Consider the following 24,607-nt stretch of genomic DNA (forward strand, 5'->3'; position numbering starts at 1 on the left):
AATATGCGCTCGTTCGAGCAAACGGGAGGAAATCATGACCTTTTTTGCACGCGCCCTGATGGGCGCGACGGCCCTTACGCTGGCCGCCAGCCCGGCTCTCGCCGAGAAACTCACCATCGCCACCGTGAACAACGGCGATATGATCCGTATGCAGAAGCTTACGGACGACTTCACATCCGCCAATCCGGACATCGAACTGGAATGGGTGACCCTGGAAGAAAACGTTCTTCGCCAGCGCGTCACAACTGACATCGCCACCAAGGGCGGTCAGTACGACATCATGACCATCGGCACCTATGAAGCCCCGATCTGGGCCAAACAGGGCTGGTTGGTTGCACTTGAAGGCCTCGGCGACGATTACGATGCCGACGATCTGCTGCCGGCTATCCGTGGCGGCCTGACTGTTGACGGCAAGCTCTATGCAGCTCCGTTCTACGGCGAAAGCTCGATGGTCATGTACCGCAAGGACCTGATGGAAAAGGCCGGTCTGGAAATGCCGGACGCTCCGACCTGGGACCAGATCAAAGAAGCCGCAGCGGCAATGACCGACAAGGACAATGAAGTCTACGGCATCTGTCTGCGCGGCAAGGCTGGCTGGGGCGAGAACATGGCGTTCTTGTCCGCGATGGCCAACTCTTACGGTGCCAAGTGGTTCGACATGGACTGGAAGCCCCAGTTCGACGGCGAAGCTTGGAAGGCAACACTTACCGATTACCTGGACCTGATGAACAACTATGGCCCTCCAGGAGCCTCTTCCAACGGCTTCAACGAGAACCTGTCCCTGTTCCAGACCGGCAAGTGCGGCATGTGGATCGATGCCACAGTGGCAGCATCCTTCGTGACCAACGCGGACGACAGCCAGGTTGCTGACCAGGTCGGCTTCGCTCTGGCTCCGGACAAAGGCCTCGGCAAGCGCGGCAACTGGCTTTGGGCCTGGAACCTGGCCATCCCGGCCGGCTCCCAGAAGGTCGATGCAGCCAAGAAGTTCATCGCTTGGGCAACATCCAAGGATTACCTCTCGCTCGTAGCCGAGAACGAAGGTTGGGCAAACGTTCCTCCTGGAACGCGCACCTCTCTCTATGAGAACCAGGCTTACCTGGATGCAGCCCCTTTCGCCAAGATGACACTGGAAAGCATCAACGCAGCTGATCCGCAGTCCCCGACTGTTGATGAAGTCCCATACGTTGGTGTCCAGTTCGTCGCCATCCCTGAGTTCCAGGGCATTGGTACGGCAGTTGGTCAGCAGTTCTCTGCAGCCCTGGCTGGTTCGATCACCACCGAACAGGCTCTGGCCAATGCACAGAACGTGACTGAGCGCACAATGAAAAAGGCCGGCTATATTAAATAATTAGCCAGCCTCACTGGACCGGTCCGCCCGAGGACCGGTCCTCCTTTTTTCAAACACTCTAAGGTTGGGTGTTGCCATGGCTACCGCTCATTCACGTTCCGCGGCACGGCTCATGCTCTCCCCGGCAGTAATCCTACTGCTTGGCTGGATGATCGTACCGCTTTCTATGACGATCTATTTCTCCTTCCTGAGCTACAACCTGCTCATGCCTGGAATGGAAGAATATGTCGGTTTTCTCAACTATGAATACTTTCTGACTGACCCGGCATTCTTCGCCGCCCTTTTCAACACCCTCATGCTGGTTGGCGGTGTTCTGGTCATCACGATTGTCGGCGGCGTTGCGCTCGGCCTGCTGCTTGACCAGCCCATATGGGGACAGGGGATCGTCCGCATTCTGGTGATTGCCCCGTTCTTCGTCATGCCCACGGTATCTGCCCTAGTGTGGAAGAACATGTTCATGAACCCAGTCAATGGATTGTTCGCCTACCTTGCAAAAGCAGTCGGGCTTCAGCCCTTCGACTTTCTGGCACATGCTCCGCTGCTTTCGATCATTCTAATCGTTGCTTGGCAGTGGTTGCCTTTCGCCACGCTCATTCTTCTGACCGCACTTCAGTCCCTCGATCAGGAACAGCTTGAAGCTGCGGAAATGGATGGCGCCAGTTTCGGCAATCGCTTCATCTACATCGTGCTGCCGCACCTGTCGCGCGCCATCACAGTCGTGGTTCTGATCCAGACCATCTTCCTGCTGTCGGTCTTCGCTGAAATTCTGGTCACCACCAATGGCGGCCCTGGCTATGCATCGACCAACATCACTTACCTCGTCTACGCGCAGTCTCTGCTGCAGTTCGACGTCGGCGGAGGCTCCGCCGGAGGTATCGTCGCGGTCATTTTGGCCAACATCGTCGCGGTCTTCCTGATGCGGATGATCGGCAAGAACCTGGAGGCGTAGAAATGGCACGCAATGTTTCAAATACGCGGAAGGCTCTTGTCACGGCGGTCGCCTGGACCATCGGGATCCTGATTTTCTTCCCCATTCTCTGGACGATCCTGACAAGCTTCAAGACAGAGGCGGAGGCCATTGCCTCCCCCCCTTCTTTCTTGTTCTTCGACTGGACGGTTGAGAACTACGTGGAAGTCAATTCACGGTCCAACTACCCGCTGCACTTCATGAACTCCGTAATCATCTCCATCGGCTCCACGCTGCTGGGCCTGTTGATCGCGATTCCTGCAGCCTGGTCCATGGCATTCGTTCCGGCCAAGCGGACCAAGGACATTCTGATGTGGATGCTTTCCACAAAGATGCTCCCGCCGGTGGGCGTGCTGATCCCAATCTACCTGCTGTTCAGGGATTTCGGATTGCTCGACACCCGCATCGGTCTTGTCGTGGTGCTGACCTTGATCAACCTGCCGATCATCGTCTGGATGCTCTACACCTACTTCAAGGAAATCCCGGGCGAAATCCTGGAAGCTGCCCGTATGGACGGCGCAGGTCTCTGGGATGAAGTGGTGCACGTGCTGACCCCGATGGCCATTCCAGGCATTGCCTCGACACTTCTGTTGAACGTGATCCTGTCCTGGAACGAAGCCTTCTGGACCTTGAACCTCACCGCGGCCAAGGCCGCTCCGCTCACCGCCTTCATCGCAAGCTACTCCAGCCCGGAAGGCCTGTTCTACGCAAAATTGTCGGCAGCCTCGACGCTGGCCATCGCACCGATCCTGATCCTTGGCTGGTTCAGCCAGAAACAGCTGGTGCGCGGTCTGACCTTTGGCGCCGTGAAATAGGATTTTGAAAGATGGGCAATATCGTACTCAAGCAGATTACCAAGTCCTTCGGGGACGTTCAGGTAATCCCGCCACTTGACCTGGAAATCAACGAAGGCGAGTTCGTCGTTTTCGTCGGCCCTTCAGGCTGTGGCAAGTCCACACTTCTACGGCTGATCGCTGGACTGGAAGACGTCACAAGTGGAGAGATCTCCATTGACGGAACCAATGCCACTGAAGTGCCACCCGCCAAACGCGGTCTGGCCATGGTATTCCAGTCCTATGCGCTCTACCCGCATATGTCGGTCAAGAAAAACATCACCTTTCCGCTGAAAATGGCCAAGATGGATCCGGCCGAACAGGAGCGGCGGGTTGCAGCGGCTGCAAAGGTCTTGAACCTGACAGACTACCTGCATCGTCGCCCAGGCCAGTTGTCCGGTGGCCAGCGTCAGCGCGTTGCGATTGGCCGTGCCATCGTCCGCGAACCCGCTGCCTTCCTCTTCGATGAGCCGCTCTCCAATCTCGATGCCGCGTTGCGTGTCAACATGCGCCTTGAGATCTCCGAGCTGCATCAGACATTGAAGACGACCATGATCTACGTCACCCACGATCAGGTCGAAGCCATGACCATGGCAGACAAGATCGTTGTGCTTCAGGCTGGCTTCATCGAGCAGGTCGGGTCTCCGCTGGAGCTCTATCACAACCCACGCAACAAATTCGTGGCTGGCTTCATCGGGTCGCCGAAGATGAATTTCATCGAAGGTGCCGACGCTCAGAAGTTCGATGCGCACACCATCGGCATCCGTCCCGAGCACCTCACCCTATCCACCACCGAGGGCATGTGGAAGGGCGTCGTCACAGTCGCCGAACATCTTGGTTCCGACACCTTCCTCTATGTGAACGTCGAGGGCTTCGATGCGATGACGGTTCGCGTCAACGGTGAGTTCAGCGTCAAACACGGTGACACTGTCTACTTGTCGCCAGACCCAGAGAAGCTGCATCGTTTCGATCAGCAGGGTCTGCGGATCGCATAATGCGTCTCCAAGGCAAATCCGCACTGATTACTGGATCTGCCCGCGGCATAGGCAAGGCATTCGCACTTGCCTATGCCCGCGAGGGAGCGACTGTTGCCATTGCAGACATCAATCTTGACGCAGCGAAGACAACAGCCGAGGAAATCGGCCCTAATGCCTATGCAGTCAAACTTGATGTAACCGATCAGGCCTCAATTGAGGCCTCCATCAAGGCCGTTGAAGACAAGACCGGCGGCCTGGACATCCTGATAAACAACGCAGCCCTGTTCGACCTCGCCCCCATCGTCGAGATCACGCGGGAAAGCTACGACCGTCTCTTCCAGATCAACGTCGCCGGCACTCTCTTCATGTTGCAGGCAGCAGCGAAATCCATGATTGCCCGCGGCGAAGGCGGCAAGATCATCAACATGGCCAGCCAGGCCGGACGCCGCGGTGAAGCCCTCGTCGGGGTCTATTGCGCGACAAAAGCCGCCATCATCAGCCTGACCCAATCGGCAGGACTCGACCTCATCAAGCATGGCATCAATGTCAATGCCATCGCCCCTGGCGTTGTCGACGGCGAGCACTGGGAGGGCGTCGACGCCCTCTTTGCAAAGCACGAGAACCGGCCGCGCGGTGAAAAGAAGCGCCTTGTGGGCGAACAAGTGCCCTATGGCCGCATGGGAACCGCAGAAGACCTGACCGGCATGGCAATCTTCCTGGCCTCCTCCGAGGCCGATTACATCCTCGCCCAGACATACAATGTCGACGGCGGAAACTGGATGAGTTGAGTAATGACAATCAAGCTAAAACAAGACGTACTCGCCTCCCTCCCAAATGGCGTCGCAGCCCCAGGCTATGATCGCGACGCCCTCAGCGCCGGTATTGTGCACATCGGCGTCGGCAACTTTCATCGCGCCCATCAGGCTGTCTATCTGGACCGCCTGTTCTCCAAGGGGCTGGATCATGATTGGGCGCTGATCGGCGCCGGAGTGAAACCCTATGACAATGTCATGCGGGAAAAGCTCAAGGGCCAGGATTGGCTCACGACCGTGATCGAACTCGACCCGAGCGGCTTCTCCGCCCAGGCTGTGGGCTCGATGATCGACTTCACCGAGGTCGACACACAGGCGCTTATTGAAGTTCTGCTGCGTCCGGAAATCCGCATTGTCTCTCTGACAATTACGGAAGGCGGCTACTACGTTGATGCCAAGTCCGGCGGCTTTGATGCCAACCACCCGGAAGTTCGTGCCGATATCGACAACCCAGGTGCACCGAAGACCGTCTTTGGCATCCTGATCCTGGCGCTTGGTCTGCGTCGCGACAACGGTATCCCTCCCTTTACCGTTCTGTCTTGCGACAACCTGCCGGAAAACGGCCATGTGGCGAAACAAACCGTCGTCGGCCTCGCGCGCCTGATGACGCCTGACCTGGCTGGTTGGATCGAGGCTGATGTCGCCTTCCCGAATTCCATGGTCGACTGCATTACACCGGCGACTTCAGACCGCGAAAAAGCCATGGTGCGCGAAAAATTCGGCATCGACGACATGGCGCCCGTGGTTTGCGAACCGTTCCGCCAATGGGTGATGGAAGACAATTTCCCTGCCGGACGCCCGCGTCTTGAAGAAGTTGGCGTCGAGTTCGTTTCCGACGTAGCGCCTTATGAGCTGATGAAGCTGCGGCTTCTGAACGGCGGACACGCGGCCATTGCCTATCCCTCAGCTCTGCTTGGCCATCATTTCGTCCATGACGCCATGGCCGATCCGGACATCGAAGCATGGCTCAAGACCCTGATCGGTCGCGATGTCATTCCGCTGATCCCGGAAATTCCAGGCATCGACTTCAAGGCCTATCTGAAGACATGCGCCGAGCGCTTTGCCAATCCGGCTGTCGGTGACACTATTGGCCGCCTGTGCCTTGACGGATCAAACCGCCAGCCGAAGTTCGTTCTGCCGAGCGTGCGCGATGCCCTTAATCAGGGAAGTCGGGTTGATGCACTGGCGCTTGAAGTCGCCTTCTGGTGCCGCTATTGCGCCGCCACAGCAGATCCAGGATTTGGTCAACCGCTGGAGGATGAACGTAAGGATCAGCTGCAGGCAGCAGGGCTGAAGGCACGGGATAATCCGCAGGTCTTCCTTGCGCAGACGGATATTTTCGGCAATCTGGGGGAACATGCGGAGTTTGCCGAAGCCTTTGCGCATCATCTCAATGCGCTCTGGACAGATGGCACCCGCGCTACTTTGCAAGCGTTCCTAGCCAAGAGTTGAGCCTTCCATGCTGCTTTGTTGCGGTGAAGCCCTTATCGACATGATACCCACCGCCCTGCCTCAGGGCGGTGATGCGTTTGTGCCCCATAGTGGCGGCGCAATCTTCAACACTGCCATCGCTTTGGGCCGGCTCGGCCATGCTGCCGGGCTACTGACCGGACTATCGACGGATCTGTTTGGCCAACAATTGGAACAAACCCTGACGGACAGCGGCGTTGATACCCGCTACGCCATCCGGTCCGGACGCCCGACGACCATGGCCTTCGTCTTCCTCAATGACGGTCATGCCACCTATTGCTTCTATGATGAGAACACCGCCGGTCGGATGATCACAGTGAGTGAGCTTCCCGACCTGCCGGAAAACGTTTCGACGCTGTACTTTGGCGGCATCAGTCTGGCAGTCGAGCCATGCGCAGAGACCTATGCGGCGCTGATGCACCGCGAGGCGGCAAGTCGCGTGATCATGATGGATCCCAACATCCGTCCCGGTTTCATCGCTGATGAAGATCGCTATCGAACCCGCCTGGCGGGCATGATTGCCGACACGGATATCCTCAAGGTGTCCGATGAGGACCTCAACTGGATCGATCCAAGCGACAGCTCTCTGGATGACAAGATGGCCGGGCTGCTCAAGCAGGGCCCGCAAGCCGTCATCATCACGCGTGGCAAGGATGGCGCGACCGTCACGACATCCAACGGCCTGCAGCTGACCGTCAAGGGCGAAACCGTTCAGGTGGTTGATACGGTCGGCGCCGGCGACACCTTCAACGCAGGCGTGCTGGCTTCGCTCGAAGATCAGGGACTTCTGACAAAAGACGCAGTTGCTTCACTGGACGAGAATGCCTGGCGCGCAGCCCTTTCACTTGGCGCGAAAGTCGCGGCGGTTACCGTCTCCCGTGCCGGGGCCAATCCGCCCTGGGCAGACGAGCTCAGCTGATATTCCTCCCAAATAGAAGCGGCGCCTTCCAAACTGGAAAGCGCCGCTTCTATTTTATCAGTCATGATCCGACCGTACGCTCTAGCCAGCTTCGGCTCGCTATGCTCCCCGGTTCAGATCGGCTGCAGAAACCTCAACCAACGCCCCGCGCTGGGTGACAACCTGGCCAGCCAGCCGGCACCCCAAACGAACCGCATCAGCCAAAGAACCGCCTTCAGCCAGGGAGGCAAGAAAACCGCCATTGAAGGAATCCCCTGCAGCCGTTGTGTCGACGATATTCGACACTGGCTCCGGCGCGACCTCGAATGCGGCGCTGTCCACCGCTTTGACGAGAACACTGCCGGGTCCGTCCTTGACCACCGCCAATCTGGAACCTGCCTGTAAATACCGCTCGGCAGTTGCCTGCTTGTCAGCATCTGAAAACCATTCGGCTTCGTCTTCGAACGACGGCAAAACGATTTCCGAGACACTGGCACCAGCCATGGTCGCTGCGCACATGTCTTCGGCGCTGTCCCAGAGACGCCGCCGCAGGTTGGGATCGAACACCACCCGCACACCGCGCTCAGCCGCTGCCTTCAAGCAATCCAGAAGCACCTGACGGCCCTCCGGGGGAAGAATTGCCAGCGTGATCCCGGAGAAATAAGCGAAGTCGCCCTGCCCCAGCCCCGGCAGTTCTTTCAGGTCTTCCGCCAAACGCCGCGCTGCAGACTGTGAACGCCAGTACTGGAAACTGCGCTCACCATTCGCCAGAAAGATCATATAGAGGCCGACCGTCGCACCGGGAATGACCTTCAGCGCCGGCTCTATCTTCTGAGCGCGCATGAAATCGGCCATCCGGCGCGACAATTCATCATCACCAACCGCGCTGAAATAAGCGACAGACAGAGTTTCCGGGCTGCTGACCTGCCGCGCATACCAGGCAGTGTTCAGCGTGTCGCCGGCAAACCCTATTGCGCAGTTGTCTTCCCCCCGTGGAGACAACTCGACCATACATTCACCGATTGCCAGAAGGCGGCAGGTCATCGGCTTACTCCTCAAAATAGTCAGCGTGTTCGGCCCGGATCTGCCCCAGGATGAGCGCAATGCGACCCAGATGACTGGTCAGAAGCTGTTCCGCCTTCAAACTGTCGCTCTCCCTCAAGGCCTGAACAATCTTGCGATGATCGTCGAGCGCGATCTGCGCCCCGGAGGCCAGCGACAGAAACCGGACACGATCCATATGGGCCTTCTGCTCGCGGATCAAGGTCCAGGCGTAGTCATGATCAGCGATCTGGCAGATGCGCAAGTGGAAGGCGTCGTCCAGCTGATGGAATTTCTGGCGCAGATCCGCTGAGACCGCCGCCTGCTGCTCTTCAAGCATAGCTTCAAGTTCATTGAGCTGGTCTGCGGTGATCACGTCCATTGCCGCCCGCAGGCAGGCGATCTCAAGCGCAGTACGGATAAAACGGGCCCGCAGCACGGCGGCTTCCGACACCTTGGAAATCTCTGTCGCGCGTTGCGGACGGATCAAAATGAACCCCAGTTGCGACAACCGGAAAAACGCATCGCGCACTGGTTGCCGGGAAACACCCAGGGCCTTGGCGACGTCCAGCTCTGACATTCTCGTACCAGGCGGCAGCTCCAGCGACAGAATCTGCTGATGTAACTCCTCGAAGACCGTGTCTGCGATCGACCTGATCTTCAAGGGTTCGAGCGCTTTCAACGCGCTGGGACCTGACATGAATTGCTGCTCCGTTGACTCCGAATTTCAACTAGCATATTACTAAACTAGATTTAAAGAAAGCCCGCCAGCTGCGTGATCGAGCACAAAGCCGTGTGCGGGCCAGCTTTAAGAGACCAAAGACACATCCATCGGGAGGGGATCGTGGCACCGGAAAATCTCGCAAGAGCGCAACAAACTGATCAGAGTCGACTAAATCCGGACCGTCTTTTTCCGGCTGAGTTGGCGACGCGTACTCTGGCGCGCGCGCTCTATGAGACTGTCTGCGACTTGCCGATCATCAGCCCGCACGGCCATACCGACCCGCGCTGGTATGCCGAAAACGAGGCTTTTCCGGATCCGGCACAGCTGTTCATCACGCCAGACCATTACGTCTTTCGCATGCTTTGTTCCCAAGGCGTTTCGCTGGATGACCTGGGCGTACCACGTGCAGATGGCAGCCGGAAAGAAACTGATGGCCGCAAGATCTGGCGCATTTTCGCTGAAAACTTTCATCTGTTCCGCGGCACCCCATCACGGATGTGGCTGGACCATTCGTTTGAGCATGTCTTCGGTTGGACCAAGAAAATCTCGGCTGAAACCGCCGACGAATCCTATGACCACATCGCCGATTGCCTGACCCGGCCAGAGTTCAGACCCCGGGCGCTGTTTGAGCGCTTCAACATCGAGGCAATCGCAACAACAGAGTCCGCCCTTGACGATCTCAAGTGGCACCAGCAGATCCGCGACAGCGGCTGGTCCGGCAAGGTCGTCACGGCCTACCGCCCCGATGCGGTCATTGATCCCGAGTTCGAGGGCTTCGCCGCCAACATCGAGCAGCTTGGCGAGATCTCCGGCGAAGCGGCCACGACATGGGCGGGCTATCTCGCCGCCCATCGCGACCGCCGTGCCTACTTCAAGGACTTCGGTGCCACATCATCCGACCACGGCCACCCCACGGCCCGGACGGAAAACCTGAGCCAGTCCGAAGCTGAAGCGCTGTTTCAGAAGGCTTTGAAAGGCGCGTGCTCTGCGGAGGAGGCCGATGCGTTCCGAGGCCATATGCTGACGGAAATGGCGCGGATGTCGCTGGATGACGGCCTGGTTCTGCAGATCCATCCCGGCAGCTTCCGCAATCACAATGGTCCGGTGCTGACGGATTTCGGTCGCGACAAGGGCTTCGACATCCCGACCCGCACCGACTATGTGCGCGCACTCAAGCCATTGCTTGATGCAGTCGGCATGGAAAAAGGTCTCAGCGTCATCGCCTTTACGCTGGATGAGACATCCTATGCCCGCGAGCTCGCTCCGCTGGCCGGTGCCTATCCTGCGCTCAGGCTCGGCCCGGCCTGGTGGTTCTACGACAGTCCGGAAGGCATGCGGCGTTTCCGCGAAGCCACAACCGAGACTGCCGGTTTCTACAACACAGTCGGGTTCAACGATGACACCCGTGCTTTCTGTTCCATTCCCGCCCGCCACGATGTGGCGCGTCGGGTGGATTGCGCTTATCTCGCCACCCTCGTGATCACGGGTCGGTTGGATGAAGATGAAGCGTTCGAGGTCGCGCACGATCTCGCTTACAGGCTTGCCAAGCAAGCCTATCGGCTCTGAGGAGCCATGCTTTGGGAGGAGTATGAAATGAAACTATTGAAGACACTGGCCGGCGCACTGCTGGCAAGCGCTGCCCTGGCGACTGCCGCCTCGGCTTGTGAAATCACCCTGAAATCATCCGACACTCATCCGGATGGATACCCGACCGTCGAGGCGGTCAAGCACATGGGTACGCTCCTTGAAGAGCGCACCAACGGCCGCATCTGCGTCGAGGTTTTCCATTCCGCCCAGCTGGGTCAGGAAAAGGACACCATCGAACAGACCAAGTTCGGCGTCATTGACCTGAACCGTGTCTCCATGGGCCCCTTCAACAACCTCGTTGAAGAAACCAAGGTTGTTTCCCTGCCCTACATCTTCAAGGGCGCTGATCACATGCACCGTGTCATGGACGGCCCTGTCGGCCAGGACATTCTCGCAGCCTTCGAACCGCATGGTTACGTTGGCCTTGCCTTCTTCGATGGCGGCTCTCGCTCGTTCTACAACAAGGTCAAGCCGATCAAGTCCATCGACGACCTCGAAGGCATGAAGGTCCGCGTCATGCAGTCCGACATCTTCGTCGACATGATGTCCGCTCTCGGCGCCAACGCAACCCCGATGCCTTATGGCGAGGTCTATTCCTCGATCCAGACCGGCGTTATCGACGGAGCCGAAAACAACTGGCCGTCCTACGAAAGCTCCGGTCACTATGAAGTCGCGGGCTACTACACTCTGGACGAGCATCTGATCGTTCCGGAAGTTCTGGTGATGTCCAAGCTGAGCTGGGACAAGCTCTCCGAGGAAGATCAGAATGCCGTACGTCAGGCAGCCAAGGATTCCGTTCCGGTGATGCGTGAACAGTGGCAGCAGCGTGAAAAGGCCTCGGAAGAAAAGGTCCGCGCTGCAGGCGTGGAAGTGATCACCGAGATCGACAAGGAGCCGTTCATGGCGGCGATGGACAGTGTCTATGAAAAGCATGTCACGTCCGACAAGCTGAAGGATCTCGTCGCTCGCATTCGCGCGACGGATTAATTCCGGTCGGCCCTGCGGGTGCATAGCGCTTCCGCAGGGCCACTGCTTCTATCGACTTTCCTAAGGCTTCCGCCGTGAAAAATCTGATGACTACCGTCGCGCTGGTCCTGGGCCAGATCGCGAAAGCCGCCCTGTGGCTGGCCGGTGCAGGTCTGCTGCTGATGACCGTCTTCATTACCGCGCAGGTCTTCATGCGCTATGTCATGAACAGCAGTCTCGTCTGGAGTGAACCCGCTGCGGTCATCCTCATGGGCTGGTTCATCTTCCTCGGAGCCGCCGTCGGTATCCGCGAAGGCTATCACCTGAGCTTCGACGTGCTGCTCTACTTCCTGCCGAAGGGCGCCAAACTCTGGCTCTACAGCATCTCGGATCTTGTCGTCACCGCCTTTGGCGTCGGCATGGCCTGGTATGGGTCCCAGCTCGCGCTTTCAGCCTGGGACGTCAAACTGCCGTCTCTCGGCATTTCCGGTGCTGTCGACTTCATGCCCCTCGTCGTGGGCGGCTGCCTGTTGACCCTATTCTCCCTGGAGCGTCTGGCGCGTCGCGCTGCCGGCCTGCCCACTGCCCGCTTTGGCGATGCCGAGCCGGAGGCCGCATAACATGGAAACCTTCATCCTCTTTGCCACGTTCACCGTGCTGCTATTGATCGGCACGCCAGTGGCTTTCTGTCTGGGCGCATCTGCCCTCGCAACTGTCCTCTACATGGGCCTGCCGCCCATGATCGTTTTCCAGCGCCTGAACTCCGGCGTCTCGGTTTTCGCCTTGATGGCCATTCCGTTTTTCATCTTCGCCGGCGAGCTGATGGTGCGGGGTGATATCGCCCGGCGACTTGTCGCGCTGGCGGGTGCCGCCGTTGGCCAGCTGCGTGGCGGCCTCGGCCAGGTGAACATCGCCGCTTCCGTGCTTTTCGGTGGCATTTCCGGCTCAGCCGCGGCCGACGCCACAGCCATCGGCGGACTGATGATCCCGCAGATGAAGGAAAAGGGCTATTCGGTGCAATACGGCGTCAACATCACCGTGATGTCGTCGATCATTGCGCTGATGCTGCCACCTTCGCACAACATGATCATCTACTCGATCGCAGCCGGTGGGCGCCTGTCCATTGCGGATCTTTTCACCGCTGGTATCCTGCCCGGCCTTCTGCTTGCCGGATCGCTGATGGTGACCGCCTGGTTCGTCGCCCGCAAAGCAGGCTATCCAACAGAAGCCTTTCCCGGCTGGTCGGCACTTGGTGCGCTGTTCCTCAATGCAATCCCGGGCCTGCTGCTCATTGGCATCATTTTCGGCGGTGTCCGCTCCGGTATATTCACAGCCTCGGAAAGCTCCTGTATCGCTGCTGTCTACGCTCTTCTGGTGACTGTCCTTGCCTATCGCACGATGAACTTCGAGTCGTTCGTGGCCGCCACAAAGGCAGCTGTGCGAACCACCGCAATGGTGCTTTTGGTCATTGGGTCTGCCGCCTCGTTCGGCTGGTTGCTGGCGTTCCTGCGCATTCCCGCCGAGCTCGTCACCATCTTGAAGGCGCTGTCAGACAATCCGATTGTCATCCTGTTGATGATCAATATTGTGCTGCTGATGCTTGGCACTTTCATGGACATGTCGCCGCTGATCGTCATTACCACGCCGATCTTTCTGCCAGTGGCAACCGCCTTCGGAGTCGATCCCGTCCACTTCGGCGTCATCCTCGTACTCAACCTGGGCATCGGGCTTTGTACGCCACCGGTGGGAACGGTACTGTTTGTCGGTTGCGCAGTAGGCCGAATATCGGTCTGGGATGCGATCCGCACCATCTGGCCCTTCTACGGCGCGGCGATCTTCACCCTCATTCTCGTCACCTACGTTCCGGGGCTTTCGCTCTGGCTACCATCCCTGTTCCGTTGAGGCACTGAACCATGTTTGTGAAATCATTTCCCACCGTTAATGCGGATCCGGGTGTCACGCGTCAGGTGCTGGCAGACAGTCCCGACCTGATGGTTGTGGCCTTCCGCTTCGGCCACGAAGGCGCTCAGGGCAAGTTGCACAACCATCCGCATGTCCAATCCACCTATGTGGAAAGTGGACGCTTCCGCTTCACCATCGCCGACGCTGACTTCGAGGTCGGGCCGGGGGACAGCTTCGTCATCCCGTCCGAGGCCATACATGGCTGCCTTTGCCTCGAACCCGGCACCTTGATCGACACGTTCACACCGCGCCGCGACGATTTTCTTTGAAGCCTTTGCACTGAAGGACCTGTTCCATGCTTACTGTTGAAACCCGCTACGCCATCGACCCGACCACTGCAAAAGGTCTCGACACAGAGGGCCTACGCCAGAACTTTCACGCTTCCGGCCTGTTTGCCGAGGGGGAGATCCGTCTGGTCTACACTCATTACGATCGCCTCATCGTCGGCGGTGCAGTCCCTGGCAACGGCTCCCTGACGCTGGACCACGTCAAGGAAGCCGGCACCCCGTCCCTGCTCGACCGTCGCGAGCTGGGTATTCTAAACATCGGCGATGCCGGTGAAGTCACAGTCGAGGGCAAGACCCATACCGTGGGACAGGGCGACGTTCTCTACGTCGGCATGGGCGCTGGCCCGATCACCCTGTCCGGTGCCGGTCGCTTCTATATTCTATCGGCACCGGCGCACCGCACTTGCCCGACCCGCCTGATCACCGTCAATGATGCACGCCGCGTCGAACTCGGCTCGGCAGCGACATCGAACGAGCGCGTCATCCTGCAGTTCCTGCATCCGGAAGTCGCCGACAGCTGCCAGCTGCTGATGGGCTACACCCAATTCGCGCCGGGTTCCGTCTGGAACACCATGCCGGCTCACCTGCATGATCGCCGTATGGAAGCCTATCTCTACTTCGAACTGGGCCCGGACCAGCGGGTGTTCCACTTCATGGGGCAACCGCAGGAAACCCGTCATCTGGTAATGGCAAATGAAGACGTTGTGATCTCCCCACCGTGGTCGATCCATTGCGGTGCCGGCACAGGCGCATATACCTTCTGCTGGGCGATGGCCGGCGACAACGTCGACTTCACAGACATGGACATGGTTGCGATGGAGGATTTGCGGTGAACCCGTTTTCACTGGAAGGCAAGAAGGCCCTGGTTACAGGCGCCAACACCGGTATTGGCCAAGCTATCGCCATTTCCATGAGCGTGGCAGGAGCAGAAGTTCTCTGCGCTGCCCGCCGGGATTGCGATGAAACGCTGGAGAAAGTCAGCAAGGGACGCCATGTCCCGCTCGATTTTGCCGACCCGATGGCTGCTGCCAGCTTGTTCGACAATGAGCAGATCGACATCCTGATCAACAACGCCGGCATTATCCGCCGCGCCGACTCCGTCGACTTTTCAGAGGCCGACTGGGACGACGTGATGGACGTCAATTTGAAGGCGGTGTTTTTCACATGTCAGGCGTTTGGCAAGGCCGTTCTGGCGCGCAATGGCGCCGGCGCAATCGTCAATGTGGCCTCTCTGCTGTCGTTTCAGGGCGGCATCCGTGTTCCCTCCTATACGGCCGCCAAACATGGTGTCGCAGGGCTGACCAAGATTCTCGCCAACGAATGGGCCGCCAAGGGCATCAATATCAACGCCATTGCCCCCGGCTACATCGCCACCAACAACACCGAAGCGCTGCGCAACGATCCGGACCGCAATCAGGCGATCCTCGAACGCATTCCCGCCGGTCGCTGGGGTGAACCTTCCGATATTGCGGAAACAGCAGTGTTCTTGTCTTCGCCTGCAGCAAAATATATCAACGGCGCCATACTCAATGTTGATGGAGGCTGGCTTGCCCGCTGAATTGCCGCGTCTGACCCGCAAGGCCGCGAAACCCGTTCCCGGCATCGTCCATCTGGGACTTGGTGCCTTCTTCCGCGCCCACGGTGCGCTCTACATCGAAGAGGCCATGCAAGCTTCCGGCGGCGACTGGGGCATTATCGGTGTCAGCCTGCAAAGCTCCGCCATGCACGACCGGCTGGCCCCGCAGGACTTCGTCTATACCGCGCAGGAACTTGGGCCCAACGGGGAACAGCTGCATCAGGTCGGCGTTGTCACCGATGTTCTTGTTGCGCGACAGGACCCGGACGCCGTGCTGGCGACACTTGCCGACCCGGGCATTCGGCTGGTCACGCTGACCATCACCGAAAAGGGCTATTGCCACGATCCGGCAACCGGGCGCCTGAACATGGCCCATCCGGACATCAGCCACGACCTCGACAGTGAGCATCCCGTCTCGTCAATCGGCTTCCTAGTGCAGGCTCTGGCCCGGCGTCGTGATGCCGGGCTGCCGCCTTTCACCGTGCTGAGCTGCGACAACCTCCCTGACAACGGCCGTCTTTTGCGCGGCATCGTCCTGGAGTTCGCCGGTAAGCTCGATGCGGATCTGGCACACTGGATTGCCGAGGAAGGACGCTTCCCCTCGTCTATGGTCGACCGCATCGTGCCGGCCACCAAGCCGGAAGACATCGACGCGCTCGCAACCAAGACCGGCGTTCTCGATGAAGCCCCCGTGCTGCACGAGCCGTTTCGTCAGTGGGTCATCGAGGATGATTTCGTCGAAGCCTACGGCGCAGATGCACGGCCCGACTTTGGCGCTGTCGGCGTCGAGCTTGTCGCCAACATCACGCCATATGAAGACATGAAGATCCGGATGCTCAATGGCACCCATTCATCTCTTGCCTATCTCGGCTATCTCGCAGGCTACGAAACCATCTCCGAGACGGTTGCCGATCCGGTGTTTGCCGAATTTGTCACGCATCTGTGGCGGCATGAAATCATGCCCTCCTTCACGCCGCCTCCCGGTGTCGATCTGAAAGCTTATGCGGAAGCTCTGTTCCAGCGCTATGCCAACCCGGCGATCCGTCACCGCACCTGGCAGATCGCCATGGACGGCAGTCAAAAACTTCCGCAACGACTGCTCGGCACTGTCCGTGACAACCTGGCCGACAGACGCGATTGCCTCGGACTGTCAACGGCAATTGCCGCCTGGATGATTTACGTTGGCGGCACCGATCTGGACGGCAAGCCCATCGATGTGCGAGATCCCCTCGCCGACAAGCTGAAGGCCCTGTCCGACAGCGGGACAACGCCCGGCGAAAAAGTCGTCGCGCTCTTGTCGGTTGAGGAAATCTTCGACCCGCAGTTGGTAAAAGGTCTGCGCCTGCATGTGGAATCTGCCTACATCCTGCTCAGCATGGACGGCGTTCGACCAGTTCTGGAGCATATGGCATGATCGAAGGATGGCGGTGGTACGGTGATTTCGACCGGATTTCCCTGGGCGAGATTGCCCAGACAGGCGCCTCCAGCATCGTCACGGCGCTACATGAAGTGCCTTACGGCGAAGTCTGGACCCGCGATGTCATCGCAACACGACGCAATCAGATCCAGCGCGCAGGTTTCAGCTGGCAGGTGACCGAAAGCCTGCCCATCCACGAGCGCATCAAACGCGGTGACGGCGATCTGACGGAACTTTTCGCCAACTATCGCCAGTCGATGGCCAACCTGTCAGACTGCGGCATCAAGGTGATCTGCTACAACTTCATGCCGCTGCTCGACTGGACGCGCACCGACCTCAACGCCCCTGTCGCAACGGGCGCGACATGCTTGCGGTTTTCGCTGCCGAAAATGGCGGCGTTCGATGTCTATATGGTCGAACGCCCCGGCGCCGAGAAAGATTTCACCCCACAGGATCTCGCAGCCGCCAAGGTCTGGATCGATCAAAGCACGCCGGAAAGCCGTGAAGTGCTGACCAACGCCATCATGGCCGGGCTCCCAGGAGCCTATGAGCGTTATGACGCGCCGGGATTACGCGAAGCCCTCAAGCCGTATGAGGGCATGACCCACAGCGACTTGCGGGCGAACTACAGCCGTTTTCTCTCTGAGGTCATTGCAACAGCCGAAGAGCTGGGACTGGTCTTCGCGGTGCATCCCGATGATCCGCCTCGCGACATTCTCGGGCTGCCACGCATTGTCTCCTGCGCAGACGACATCCGGTGGAACCTTGCCGCAGTCGACAGCCCTGCCAACGGGCTGACCCTGTGTGCGGGATCCCTAGGTGCCAACCCGGCCAACGACGTGCCCGCGATTGCCCGTGAATTCGCAGATAAAATCCACTTTGCCCATCTTCGCAACGTGCGCAAGGATCCGGATGGGTCATTTGAAGAAGCCGCGCATCTGGAAGGGGACACCGACATGGTCGACCTCATTCGCGCCCTTCTGGCTGAAGAAAAGCGCCGCACGACCGAAGGGCGCAAGGATTGCAGCATCGTCTTCCGCCCGGACCATGGTCACGAGATGCTCGGAGATGCGGCAAAGCAAACCCATCCCGGCTACCCGTTGATCGGACGGCTTCGCGGCTTGTGCGAACTGCGCGGTGTGATCGCCGGTCAGGCCTGAAGGACCTATCCCGAGACTTTTCCCTGGCGTGAAATCTGAACTTCGACACCCCACTCCCGGCACTTCTGCGCAAGTTTCGCCGGGAGGGGATCGTCGATGAAGAACATGTCGACTTCCTGCAAGGAGGCGATACGCGCCGGGGCGTTGCGTTGCAGCTTTGACTGATCGGCGACCAGATAAATCTTCCGCGACTGTGCAATGATCGTCTGGCTGACGCCAACTTCCTGAATATCGTAATCCAGCAACCAGCCATCTTCGTCCATCGCCGAGCAACCGATGACCGCCAGGTCGAACTTGAACTGTTCGATGGTCTTCATCGTCAACGTGCCAATCAGCCCGCCATCTGCGCGCCGCACCATGCCCCCGGCCACGATTATGTCGCAGTCAGGGTTATCGACCAGGATGTTGGCAATGTTCATGTTGTTGGTGACCACCAGCAAATCCTTGTGGTTCAACAACTCCCGCGCCACTGCCTCGGTCGATGTTCCAATATTCATGAAGATAGAGGCTCCGTCCGGGATCGCCTGGGCACATGTCCGCGCAATCGACGCCTTGGCCGAATGGTTCAGGCCGCGTCGTTCCTCATAGCCGATGTTCGAAACGCCTGACGGCAGCACCGCGCCGCCATGCACCCGCTCGAGACGACCAAGCTCGGCAAGCTCAGCCAAATCACGCCGGATCGTCTGAACTGTCACCTTGAAGCGATCAGCCAGATCATCCACCGTGACCTTGCCTTCGGCCCGGGCAATTTCGAGTATTTCCGGCAATCTGAACGCTTGCGACATTTAATGTTCCTTTTTACGCGTTTTAGAATGCCGAACTTTCCTTTTGCGAACAAGCCTCGTGAAAATTGCCCTTAGGTGCAGCGCAAAACGCTCGCTCGCAAATGCGAAAGGGATGCAAATCAGCGGATTTTCACTTCACGCTCGATTTAAGCCATTGATTTCACATCAAAAGAAACCAAACGAAAATAAACGAACAATTCATTTGACTGTTAACCGCCAATTATGTTCGTATGTCTGCAGGAAATTCAGGCGGGAGGCCGGGGTGGAACGTCGTTCAGACGCAAATGACATTGTAGACCTGCTCATCATCGGCGGCGGCATCAACGGATGCGGCATTGCTCGCGATGCAGCCGGGCGTGGCATGTCCGTTCTGCTTGCAGAGATGAACGATCTGGCTTCAGCGACGTCATCAAGCTCCACCAAGCTGTTCCACGGCGGCCTGCGCTATCTGGAGTATTTTGAGTTCCGGCTTGTCCGCGAAGCCCTGATCGAGCGTGAAGTTCTACTGAGCGCCATGCCGCACATCAGCTGGCCGATGCGCTTTGTCCTGCCCTACCACGAGGACATGCGTTTCGAAGGCGCAACGCCAACTTCGAAGCTGCTCAACACGTTCATGCCCTGGATGAAGGGACGCCGGCCAGCCTGGCTGATCCGCCTCGGGCTCTTTCTTTATGACAACCTCGGCGGACGCAAGATCCTGCCCGGTACGGCCACGCTGAAGCTGTCCGGATCCGTAGAAGGCGATCCTCTGCAAGACAGGTTCGCCAAGGCCTATGAGTATTCCGATTGCTGGATCGAGGATTCGCGCCTCGTCGTTCTGAACGCCCGCGATGCGGTCAATCGTGGCGCCGACATCCGAACCCGCACAAGGGTCACGGCAGCGACGCAAACCGACGGCATCTGGTCGATCGAAATGGTGGACGAAGCCAGCGGCGAAACCTCGACTGTTCAAGCCCGTATGGTCGTGAATGCCGGAGGTCCCTGGGTTGGCAACATCCTGCGCCAGACGATCCATTCCAACACCCGCGAGGATGTTCGTCTGGTGCGTGGATCCCATATTGTGACCCGCAAACTCTATGAGCACGACAAATGCTATTTCCTGCAGGGCACTGACGGACGCATCATCTTCACCATCCCTTATGAGCGCGATTTCACCCTCATCGGCACCACGGATTCAGATCATCCGGATCCCGCCACCCCCCCCGTGTGCACCGATGAGGAAAAGCAGTACCTGATCGACTTCGCCAGCCAATACCTGAAGACACCTGTCACGCAGGACGACATCATCTGGAGCTACTCCGGCGTTCGCCCGCTTTATGATGACGGCGCCTCTTCAGCGACGGCGGCAACCCGCGACTACACACTCAAGGTCGAGAAGATCTCTGGCGCGCCGCTGTTGAACATTTTCGGTGGCAAGATCACCACCTACCGTCGCTTGGCTGAAAGCGCCCTGGAAGCGATAGGCGAGTTCTTTCCCGATCTGCCAGATCCATGGACCGCCGGCGTCGCGCTGCCGGGCGGGGATTTCGCAGTCGGGGATTTTGACAAGCTTGTCGCGAAGCTGAAGACTGACTTTCCGTTTCTAACCGACCGGTGGGCCTGGCGCCTGGTGCGGGCCTACGGAACCGATGCCTGGAATATTCTTGCAGGCGCTGCCCGTGCAGAGGATCTTGGCCAGGACTTCGGCGCAACCCTGAGCGAACGGGAAGTCGACTGGCTGATAAAAACCGAATTCGCCAAGTCCGCTGAGGATGTGGTCTGGCGCCGAAACAAGCTGGGCTTGCGTCTGGACGCCAGCCAAATTCAGCATTTGAATCAGTGGATGATGGACTACGCGGCCTAAGGGAGAATGGTCGCACTTCGGTAGTCTGGGAGGACAAAATGACACTTCAACTTGAGGGCGTGTCGAAAGGGACGGGTCGCGAGACCCACATTCACCCCATCGACCTCACCCTGCAGGGCGGCACGATGAACGTGCTTCTCGGCCCGACACTTTCGGGCAAAACCACACTGATGCGCTTGATGGCCGGTCTCGACAGACCGACAGAAGGTCGTGTTCTGTGGAACGGGGAAGATGTGACTGCGGTGCCGGTGCAAAAACGCAACGTCGCGATGGTCTATCAGCAATTCATCAACTATCCGTCGATCACCGTCTTCGAGAACATTGCCAGCCCTCTCCGGCTGATGGGAAAATCCAAGTCGGATATCCATACGGCCGTCCACGAAGCCGCCGACATGATGAAGCTTGGCGCAATGCTGGACCGCAAGCCGCTGGAACTGTCCGGTGGCCAGCAGCAGCGTTGCGCGCTCGCCCGTGCGCTGGTGAAAAACGCCGGACTGGTGCTTCTCGATGAGCCGCTCGCCAATCTGGATTACAAGCTGCGCGAGGAATTGCGCGCTGAAATTCCGCGGATCTTCGAAAAAGCCGGGTCAATCTTCGTTTATGCCACCACCGAGCCAGAAGAAGCCCTGCTGCTGGGCGGCAACACTGCAACTCTGTGGGAAGGTCGCGTAACCCAGTTCGGCAACACACCGACTGTCTACCGCAAGCCGGTTGATGCGACCACAGCACGAGTTTTCTCTGACCCGCCGATGAACTTCCTCCAGGTTTCCAAGACCGGTGCCAAGCTAATGTTCGGCGATGGCCAGTCCGCCTCGGCATCTGGGTCTTTGGCACATCTGCCCGACGGCCGCTACATGGCTGGCTTCCGCCCCAACCATCTGGAAGTCAGTCGGCACGCCGCCGACGCAATGGAGTTTCACCCCCAACTGTCGGTCACCGAAATCACGGGGTCAGAAACCTTCATTCACCTCGACCACAACGGTGAACGCTGGGTCGGGCTGATCCATGGCGTCCACAATCTGCCGCTGGACAAGCCCCTGCCGGTCTACCTTGACCCGGCGCATGTCTACATCTTCGACACCGACGGTGGCCTGGTCGCTCCGGCGTCCTACGCCGCAGCCGCTTGAGGAGAGTTGAGACATGGCAAGAATAACACTCGATAATCTGGCGCATTCCTACAGCCCCAATCCCAAGAAAGAGGCCGACTACGCCCTGAAGGAGCTGAACCACGTCTGGAACGATGGCGAGGCCTATGCGCTGCTCGGAGCGTCCGGCTGCGGAAAATCCACACTGCTGAACATCATTTCAGGCCTTCTGCAACCCAGTCAGGGCCGCATCCTGTTTGGCGACAGCGATGTCACCTTCGCACCAACGACAGACCGAAACATCGCTCAGGTGTTTCAATTCCCGGTGGTCTACGACACGATGACTGTCCGTCAGAACTTGGCATTCCCGCTGCGCAATCGCGGTGAGAGACCGGCCTACATCGCCTCGCGCGTTCAAGCCATCGCCGCGATGATCGGCATGGAAGCCCAGCTGGATCGCAAGGCCCAGGGCTTGACCGCCGACGCCAAACAGAAAATCAGCCTCGGACGCGGCATGGTGCGTGAAGACGTCAACGCCCTGCTGTTCGACGAGCCACTCACGGTGATCGACCCGCATATGAAGTGGGAGTTGCGGACGCAGCTAAAGTCTCTGCACCGGGAATTCGGCCACACGATGATCTATGTCACTCATGATCAGACCGAAGCGCTGACATTTGCCGACAAGGTCGTCGTCATGCACGAAGGCAGGGTTGTGCAAATGGGCACGCCGGAAGAGCTGTTCGAGCGGCCGGAACACACCTTCGTCGGCTACTTCATTGGCTCCCCGGGCATGAACATCATCCCAGCGCGGGTCGAAGGCAATCAAGCCTACATAAATGGCTCCCAGCTCTCGCTTGCGGAAGCCTATACGGGCCTGTCGGGCAATGTCGCCATCGGTGTCCGCCCGGACTACGCCCGCCTGTCCGAAACCGACGGTTTGCCGGTCAACATTCGGCGCGTCGAGGACGTCGGTCGCCACAAGATCATTCGCGCCGACTTCTTCGGCACCGATATCAGCATCATCGCACGGGAAGACGAAACCATTTCCCCGGACATGAACAGGGTCACTTTCGACCCGGCTCATATCAATGTCTACCACGACGACTGGCGTGTGCAGGGGGAGGCCGCGTGATGGAAAAGACCGTCAATCAGAAAGCCTGGTTCCTCGTTTTGCCCGTTCTGGTGCTGGTGGCATTTTCTGCCGTCATTCCTCTAATGACCGTGGTCAATTATTCAGTTCAGGATACGTTCGGCAACAATGAGTTCTACTGGGCCGGCCTTGAATGGTTCAGTGAAATGCTGGACTCCGAGCGGATGTGGAACGCGCTTTCGCGTCAGCTCGTCTTCTCGGCCATCATCCTGGCGATCGAAGTTCCGCTCGGTATCTTTGTTGCCCTGAATATGCCGAAAAAAGGCTTCTGGGCCTCACTCTGCCTGGTGCTGATGGCCCTGCCCCTGCTCGTGCCGTGGAATGTCGTTGGCACGATCTGGCAGATCTTCGGCCGTGTCGACATCGGCCTGCTCGGCTACACCCTGGACAAGATCGGTATCCCCTACAACTACACGCAGGACTTTTTCGCCGCCTGGGCCACCGTCATCATCATGGATGTCTGGCACTGGACCTCGCTTGTCGCACTGCTTGCCTACGCCGGTCTGCAGTCGATCCCGGATGCCTATTATCAGGCCGCCAAGATCGATCAGGCCAGCCGCTTGGCTGTGTTCCGCTTCATCGAGCTGCCGAAGATGCAGGGCGTGTTGATGATCGCCATCCTGCTGCGCTTCATGGACAGCTTCATGATCTACACCGAGCCTTTCGTGGTCACCGGCGGCGGACCGGGCAATTCCACGACCTTCCTCTCCATCGATCTGGTGAAGATGGCGCTTGGACAGTTCGACCTTGGACCGGCAGCCGCCTTCTCGATCATGTACTTCCTGGTCATCCTGCTGATTTCCTGGGTGTTCTACACAGTGATGACCAACCTTGAGAAAAGGGAGGGTGCATAAATGACCCTTGCTGCGACCGAGATTTCCCGGCCGAAAAGCCGCGTCCTTCCCTGGGTCAACGGCAGTGCCGTGGTGATGACCCTGTATCTGGTCTTCCTGCTGCTGCCAATCTACTGGCTGCTCAACATGAGCCTCAAGACCAACACCGAGATCCTGTCGACCTTCTCTCTCTGGCCGCAAGATCTGACGTTCGACAACTATCGGACGATCCTGACCGATCCGAGTTGGTACATGGGTTACGTCAACTCGCTGATCTATGTGGTCATCAACACGGTAATCTCGATTTCCGTTGCACTGCCAGCAGCCTACGCTTTCTCGCGCTATCACTTCATGGGCGACAAGCACCTTTTCTTCTGGCTTCTGACCAATCGGATGGCGCCACCGGCAGTTTTCGCCCTGCCGTTCTTCCAGCTCTATTCGTCCGTCGGGCTGTTCGACACCCACATCGCCGTTGCTCTGGCCCATTGCCTGTTCAACGTTCCACTGGCCGTCTGGATCCTCGAAGGCTTCATGCGCGGCGTGCCGAAGGAAATCGATGAGACCGCCTATATCGACGGTTACTCGTTCGGCCGCTTCTTCATGAAGATCTTCATGCCCCTGATTGCCAGTGGCATCGGCGTCGCGGCGTTCTTCTGCTTCATGTTTTCCTGGGTCGAGCTGTTGCTGTCGCGCACACTGACCTCAGTCGACGCGAAGTCGATCGCCGCCACCATGACCCGCACCGTTTCGGCCTCCGGCATGGACTGGGGCGTGCTCGCCGCAGCTGGTGTTCTCACCATCGTGCCGGGCGCTCTGGTGATCTATTTCGTGCGCAATTACATCGCCAAGGGCTTTGCCCTCGGGCGGGTCTGACAGAAAGGAGACA

At 58.6% G+C, this 24,607-nt stretch carries 24 protein-coding genes; 21 read left to right on the top strand and 3 right to left on the bottom strand.

Annotation, left to right across the window (positions count from 1 at the left end; genetic code table 11):
• The first annotated feature begins 58 nt into the window (after positions 1-58).
• From J0X15_RS02880 to J0X15_RS02910, 7 genes are all read left to right on the top strand, one after another.
• Positions 59-1,348 (top strand): ABC transporter substrate-binding protein, encoded by a 1,290-nt coding sequence (locus J0X15_RS02880; RefSeq protein WP_209015052.1) that lies wholly within the window; start codon positions 59-61, stop codon positions 1,346-1,348.
• A gap of 76 nt (positions 1,349-1,424) precedes the next feature.
• Positions 1,425-2,297, top strand: a complete 873-nt coding sequence (locus J0X15_RS02885; protein WP_206938053.1) for a carbohydrate ABC transporter permease — start codon at positions 1,425-1,427, stop codon at positions 2,295-2,297.
• A 2-nt stretch (positions 2,298-2,299) separates the two neighbouring features.
• Positions 2,300-3,130: a carbohydrate ABC transporter permease gene (locus tag J0X15_RS02890; RefSeq protein WP_206938054.1), complete on the top strand. Its 831-nt coding sequence runs from the start codon at positions 2,300-2,302 to the stop codon at positions 3,128-3,130.
• Between the two features lie 11 nt (positions 3,131-3,141).
• Positions 3,142-4,143 carry an ABC transporter ATP-binding protein gene (locus J0X15_RS02895; RefSeq protein WP_206938056.1) on the top strand — a complete coding sequence of 334 codons (1,002 nt, stop codon included), beginning with the start codon at positions 3,142-3,144 and terminating at the stop codon, positions 4,141-4,143.
• Positions 4,140-4,913, top strand: a complete 774-nt coding sequence (locus J0X15_RS02900) for an L-iditol 2-dehydrogenase (protein ID WP_331461872.1) — start codon at positions 4,140-4,142, stop codon at positions 4,911-4,913. Before J0X15_RS02895 ends, J0X15_RS02900 begins: the two co-directional genes overlap by 4 nt.
• Before the next feature lie 3 nt (positions 4,914-4,916).
• Positions 4,917-6,389 (top strand): mannitol dehydrogenase family protein, encoded by a 1,473-nt coding sequence (locus tag J0X15_RS02905; RefSeq protein ID WP_206938059.1) that lies wholly within the window; start codon positions 4,917-4,919, stop codon positions 6,387-6,389.
• Positions 6,390-6,396: 7 nt separating this feature from the next.
• Entirely contained in the window at positions 6,397-7,326 is a 930-nt protein-coding gene (locus J0X15_RS02910; RefSeq protein ID WP_206938060.1) for a carbohydrate kinase family protein, read from the top strand.
• A gap of 99 nt (positions 7,327-7,425) precedes the next feature.
• Here the strand turns inward: J0X15_RS02910 and J0X15_RS02915 are convergent, their stop codons facing one another.
• Both J0X15_RS02915 and J0X15_RS02920 read right to left on the bottom strand, forming a co-directional pair.
• On the bottom strand, positions 7,426-8,349 hold the full coding sequence (locus J0X15_RS02915) for a sugar kinase (RefSeq protein ID WP_206938061.1): 924 nt from the start codon (positions 8,347-8,349) through the stop codon (positions 7,426-7,428).
• 4 nt (positions 8,350-8,353) lie between these two features.
• On the bottom strand, positions 8,354-9,046 hold the full coding sequence (locus tag J0X15_RS02920) for a GntR family transcriptional regulator (protein WP_206938062.1): 693 nt from the start codon (positions 9,044-9,046) through the stop codon (positions 8,354-8,356).
• A gap of 144 nt (positions 9,047-9,190) precedes the next feature.
• Between J0X15_RS02920 and uxaC the strand changes: the two genes are divergently transcribed.
• The 9 genes from uxaC to uxuA all read left to right on the top strand — a co-directional run bounded on the left by uxaC (position 9,191) and on the right by uxuA (position 18,025).
• Complete coding sequence (gene uxaC / locus J0X15_RS02925; RefSeq protein ID WP_206938063.1) at positions 9,191-10,636, top strand: glucuronate isomerase; 1,446 nt, start codon at positions 9,191-9,193, stop codon at positions 10,634-10,636.
• 27 nt (positions 10,637-10,663) lie between these two features.
• Positions 10,664-11,644 (top strand): TRAP transporter substrate-binding protein, encoded by a 981-nt coding sequence (locus tag J0X15_RS02930; RefSeq protein ID WP_206938064.1) that lies wholly within the window; start codon positions 10,664-10,666, stop codon positions 11,642-11,644.
• Positions 11,645-11,730: 86 nt separating this feature from the next.
• A complete protein-coding gene (locus J0X15_RS02935) occupies positions 11,731-12,243 on the top strand; it encodes a TRAP transporter small permease (RefSeq protein WP_209015012.1) in 513 nt (170 codons plus the stop codon).
• 1 nt (position 12,244) lies between these two features.
• Positions 12,245-13,525 carry a TRAP transporter large permease gene (locus J0X15_RS02940; protein ID WP_206938067.1) on the top strand — a complete coding sequence of 427 codons (1,281 nt, stop codon included), beginning with the start codon at positions 12,245-12,247 and terminating at the stop codon, positions 13,523-13,525.
• 11 nt (positions 13,526-13,536) lie between these two features.
• A complete protein-coding gene (locus tag J0X15_RS02945; protein WP_206938069.1) occupies positions 13,537-13,854 on the top strand; it encodes a cupin domain-containing protein in 318 nt (105 codons plus the stop codon).
• Between the two features lie 26 nt (positions 13,855-13,880).
• Positions 13,881-14,705: a 5-dehydro-4-deoxy-D-glucuronate isomerase gene (gene kduI, locus J0X15_RS02950; RefSeq protein WP_206938070.1), complete on the top strand. Its 825-nt coding sequence runs from the start codon at positions 13,881-13,883 to the stop codon at positions 14,703-14,705.
• Positions 14,702-15,430: a 2-dehydro-3-deoxy-D-gluconate 5-dehydrogenase KduD gene (kduD, locus tag J0X15_RS02955; protein ID WP_206938073.1), complete on the top strand. Its 729-nt coding sequence runs from the start codon at positions 14,702-14,704 to the stop codon at positions 15,428-15,430. The genes kduI and kduD overlap by 4 nt, the downstream gene beginning before the upstream one ends.
• Entirely contained in the window at positions 15,420-16,862 is a 1,443-nt protein-coding gene (locus J0X15_RS02960) for a mannitol dehydrogenase family protein (protein ID WP_231710244.1), read from the top strand. Before kduD ends, J0X15_RS02960 begins: the two co-directional genes overlap by 11 nt.
• Complete coding sequence (gene uxuA / locus J0X15_RS02965) at positions 16,859-18,025, top strand: mannonate dehydratase (protein WP_206938075.1); 1,167 nt, start codon at positions 16,859-16,861, stop codon at positions 18,023-18,025. Before J0X15_RS02960 ends, uxuA begins: the two co-directional genes overlap by 4 nt.
• Before the next feature lie 5 nt (positions 18,026-18,030).
• On the opposite strand, the gene J0X15_RS02970 is transcribed toward uxuA, so the two are convergent.
• Positions 18,031-18,810 carry a DeoR/GlpR family DNA-binding transcription regulator gene (locus J0X15_RS02970; RefSeq protein ID WP_206938076.1) on the bottom strand — a complete coding sequence of 260 codons (780 nt, stop codon included), beginning with the start codon at positions 18,808-18,810 and terminating at the stop codon, positions 18,031-18,033.
• Positions 18,811-19,072: 262 nt separating this feature from the next.
• On the opposite strand from J0X15_RS02970, the gene glpD reads away from it, so the two are divergent.
• The 5 genes from glpD to J0X15_RS02995 are packed head-to-tail and all read left to right on the top strand — an operon-like array spanning position 19,073 to position 24,594.
• A complete protein-coding gene (gene glpD, locus J0X15_RS02975; RefSeq protein ID WP_331461867.1) occupies positions 19,073-20,653 on the top strand; it encodes a glycerol-3-phosphate dehydrogenase in 1,581 nt (526 codons plus the stop codon).
• Positions 20,654-20,691: 38 nt separating this feature from the next.
• Positions 20,692-21,780, top strand: coding sequence for an ABC transporter ATP-binding protein (locus tag J0X15_RS02980; protein WP_206938078.1), 1,089 nt, complete (start codon positions 20,692-20,694; stop codon positions 21,778-21,780).
• A 13-nt stretch (positions 21,781-21,793) separates the two neighbouring features.
• Positions 21,794-22,870: an ABC transporter ATP-binding protein gene (locus J0X15_RS02985; protein ID WP_206938079.1), complete on the top strand. Its 1,077-nt coding sequence runs from the start codon at positions 21,794-21,796 to the stop codon at positions 22,868-22,870.
• Positions 22,870-23,742, top strand: a complete 873-nt coding sequence (locus tag J0X15_RS02990; RefSeq protein ID WP_206938080.1) for a carbohydrate ABC transporter permease — start codon at positions 22,870-22,872, stop codon at positions 23,740-23,742. Before J0X15_RS02985 ends, J0X15_RS02990 begins: the two co-directional genes overlap by 1 nt.
• Complete coding sequence (locus tag J0X15_RS02995; RefSeq protein WP_206938081.1) at positions 23,743-24,594, top strand: carbohydrate ABC transporter permease; 852 nt, start codon at positions 23,743-23,745, stop codon at positions 24,592-24,594.
• Positions 24,595-24,607 lie beyond the last annotated feature (13 nt).

The organism is Roseibium limicola, from assembly GCF_017313085.1.
GTDB classification, from domain to species: Bacteria; Pseudomonadota; Alphaproteobacteria; order Rhizobiales; family Stappiaceae; genus Roseibium; species Roseibium limicola.

Coding starts and splice junctions, on each gene's coding strand:
- J0X15_RS02905 (WP_206938059.1), top strand. CDS start 4,917: ATGACAATCAAGCTAAAACAAGACGTACTCGCCTCCCTCCCAAATGGC.
- J0X15_RS02920 (WP_206938062.1), bottom strand. CDS start 9,046: ATGTCAGGTCCCAGCGCGTTGAAAGCGCTCGAACCCTTGAAGATCAGG.
- J0X15_RS02895 (WP_206938056.1), top strand. CDS start 3,142: ATGGGCAATATCGTACTCAAGCAGATTACCAAGTCCTTCGGGGACGTT.
- J0X15_RS02945 (WP_206938069.1), top strand. CDS start 13,537: ATGTTTGTGAAATCATTTCCCACCGTTAATGCGGATCCGGGTGTCACG.
- J0X15_RS02970 (WP_206938076.1), bottom strand. CDS start 18,810: ATGTCGCAAGCGTTCAGATTGCCGGAAATACTCGAAATTGCCCGGGCC.
- J0X15_RS02985 (WP_206938079.1), top strand. CDS start 21,794: ATGGCAAGAATAACACTCGATAATCTGGCGCATTCCTACAGCCCCAAT.
- J0X15_RS02910 (WP_206938060.1), top strand. CDS start 6,397: ATGCTGCTTTGTTGCGGTGAAGCCCTTATCGACATGATACCCACCGCC.
- J0X15_RS02930 (WP_206938064.1), top strand. CDS start 10,664: ATGAAACTATTGAAGACACTGGCCGGCGCACTGCTGGCAAGCGCTGCC.
- kduI (WP_206938070.1), top strand. CDS start 13,881: ATGCTTACTGTTGAAACCCGCTACGCCATCGACCCGACCACTGCAAAA.
- J0X15_RS02890 (WP_206938054.1), top strand. CDS start 2,300: ATGGCACGCAATGTTTCAAATACGCGGAAGGCTCTTGTCACGGCGGTC.
- J0X15_RS02980 (WP_206938078.1), top strand. CDS start 20,692: ATGACACTTCAACTTGAGGGCGTGTCGAAAGGGACGGGTCGCGAGACC.
- J0X15_RS02990 (WP_206938080.1), top strand. CDS start 22,870: ATGGAAAAGACCGTCAATCAGAAAGCCTGGTTCCTCGTTTTGCCCGTT.
- J0X15_RS02995 (WP_206938081.1), top strand. CDS start 23,743: ATGACCCTTGCTGCGACCGAGATTTCCCGGCCGAAAAGCCGCGTCCTT.
- J0X15_RS02880 (WP_209015052.1), top strand. CDS start 59: ATGGGCGCGACGGCCCTTACGCTGGCCGCCAGCCCGGCTCTCGCCGAG.
- uxuA (WP_206938075.1), top strand. CDS start 16,859: ATGATCGAAGGATGGCGGTGGTACGGTGATTTCGACCGGATTTCCCTG.
- J0X15_RS02935 (WP_209015012.1), top strand. CDS start 11,731: ATGACTACCGTCGCGCTGGTCCTGGGCCAGATCGCGAAAGCCGCCCTG.
- J0X15_RS02940 (WP_206938067.1), top strand. CDS start 12,245: ATGGAAACCTTCATCCTCTTTGCCACGTTCACCGTGCTGCTATTGATC.
- J0X15_RS02915 (WP_206938061.1), bottom strand. CDS start 8,349: ATGACCTGCCGCCTTCTGGCAATCGGTGAATGTATGGTCGAGTTGTCT.
- J0X15_RS02885 (WP_206938053.1), top strand. CDS start 1,425: ATGGCTACCGCTCATTCACGTTCCGCGGCACGGCTCATGCTCTCCCCG.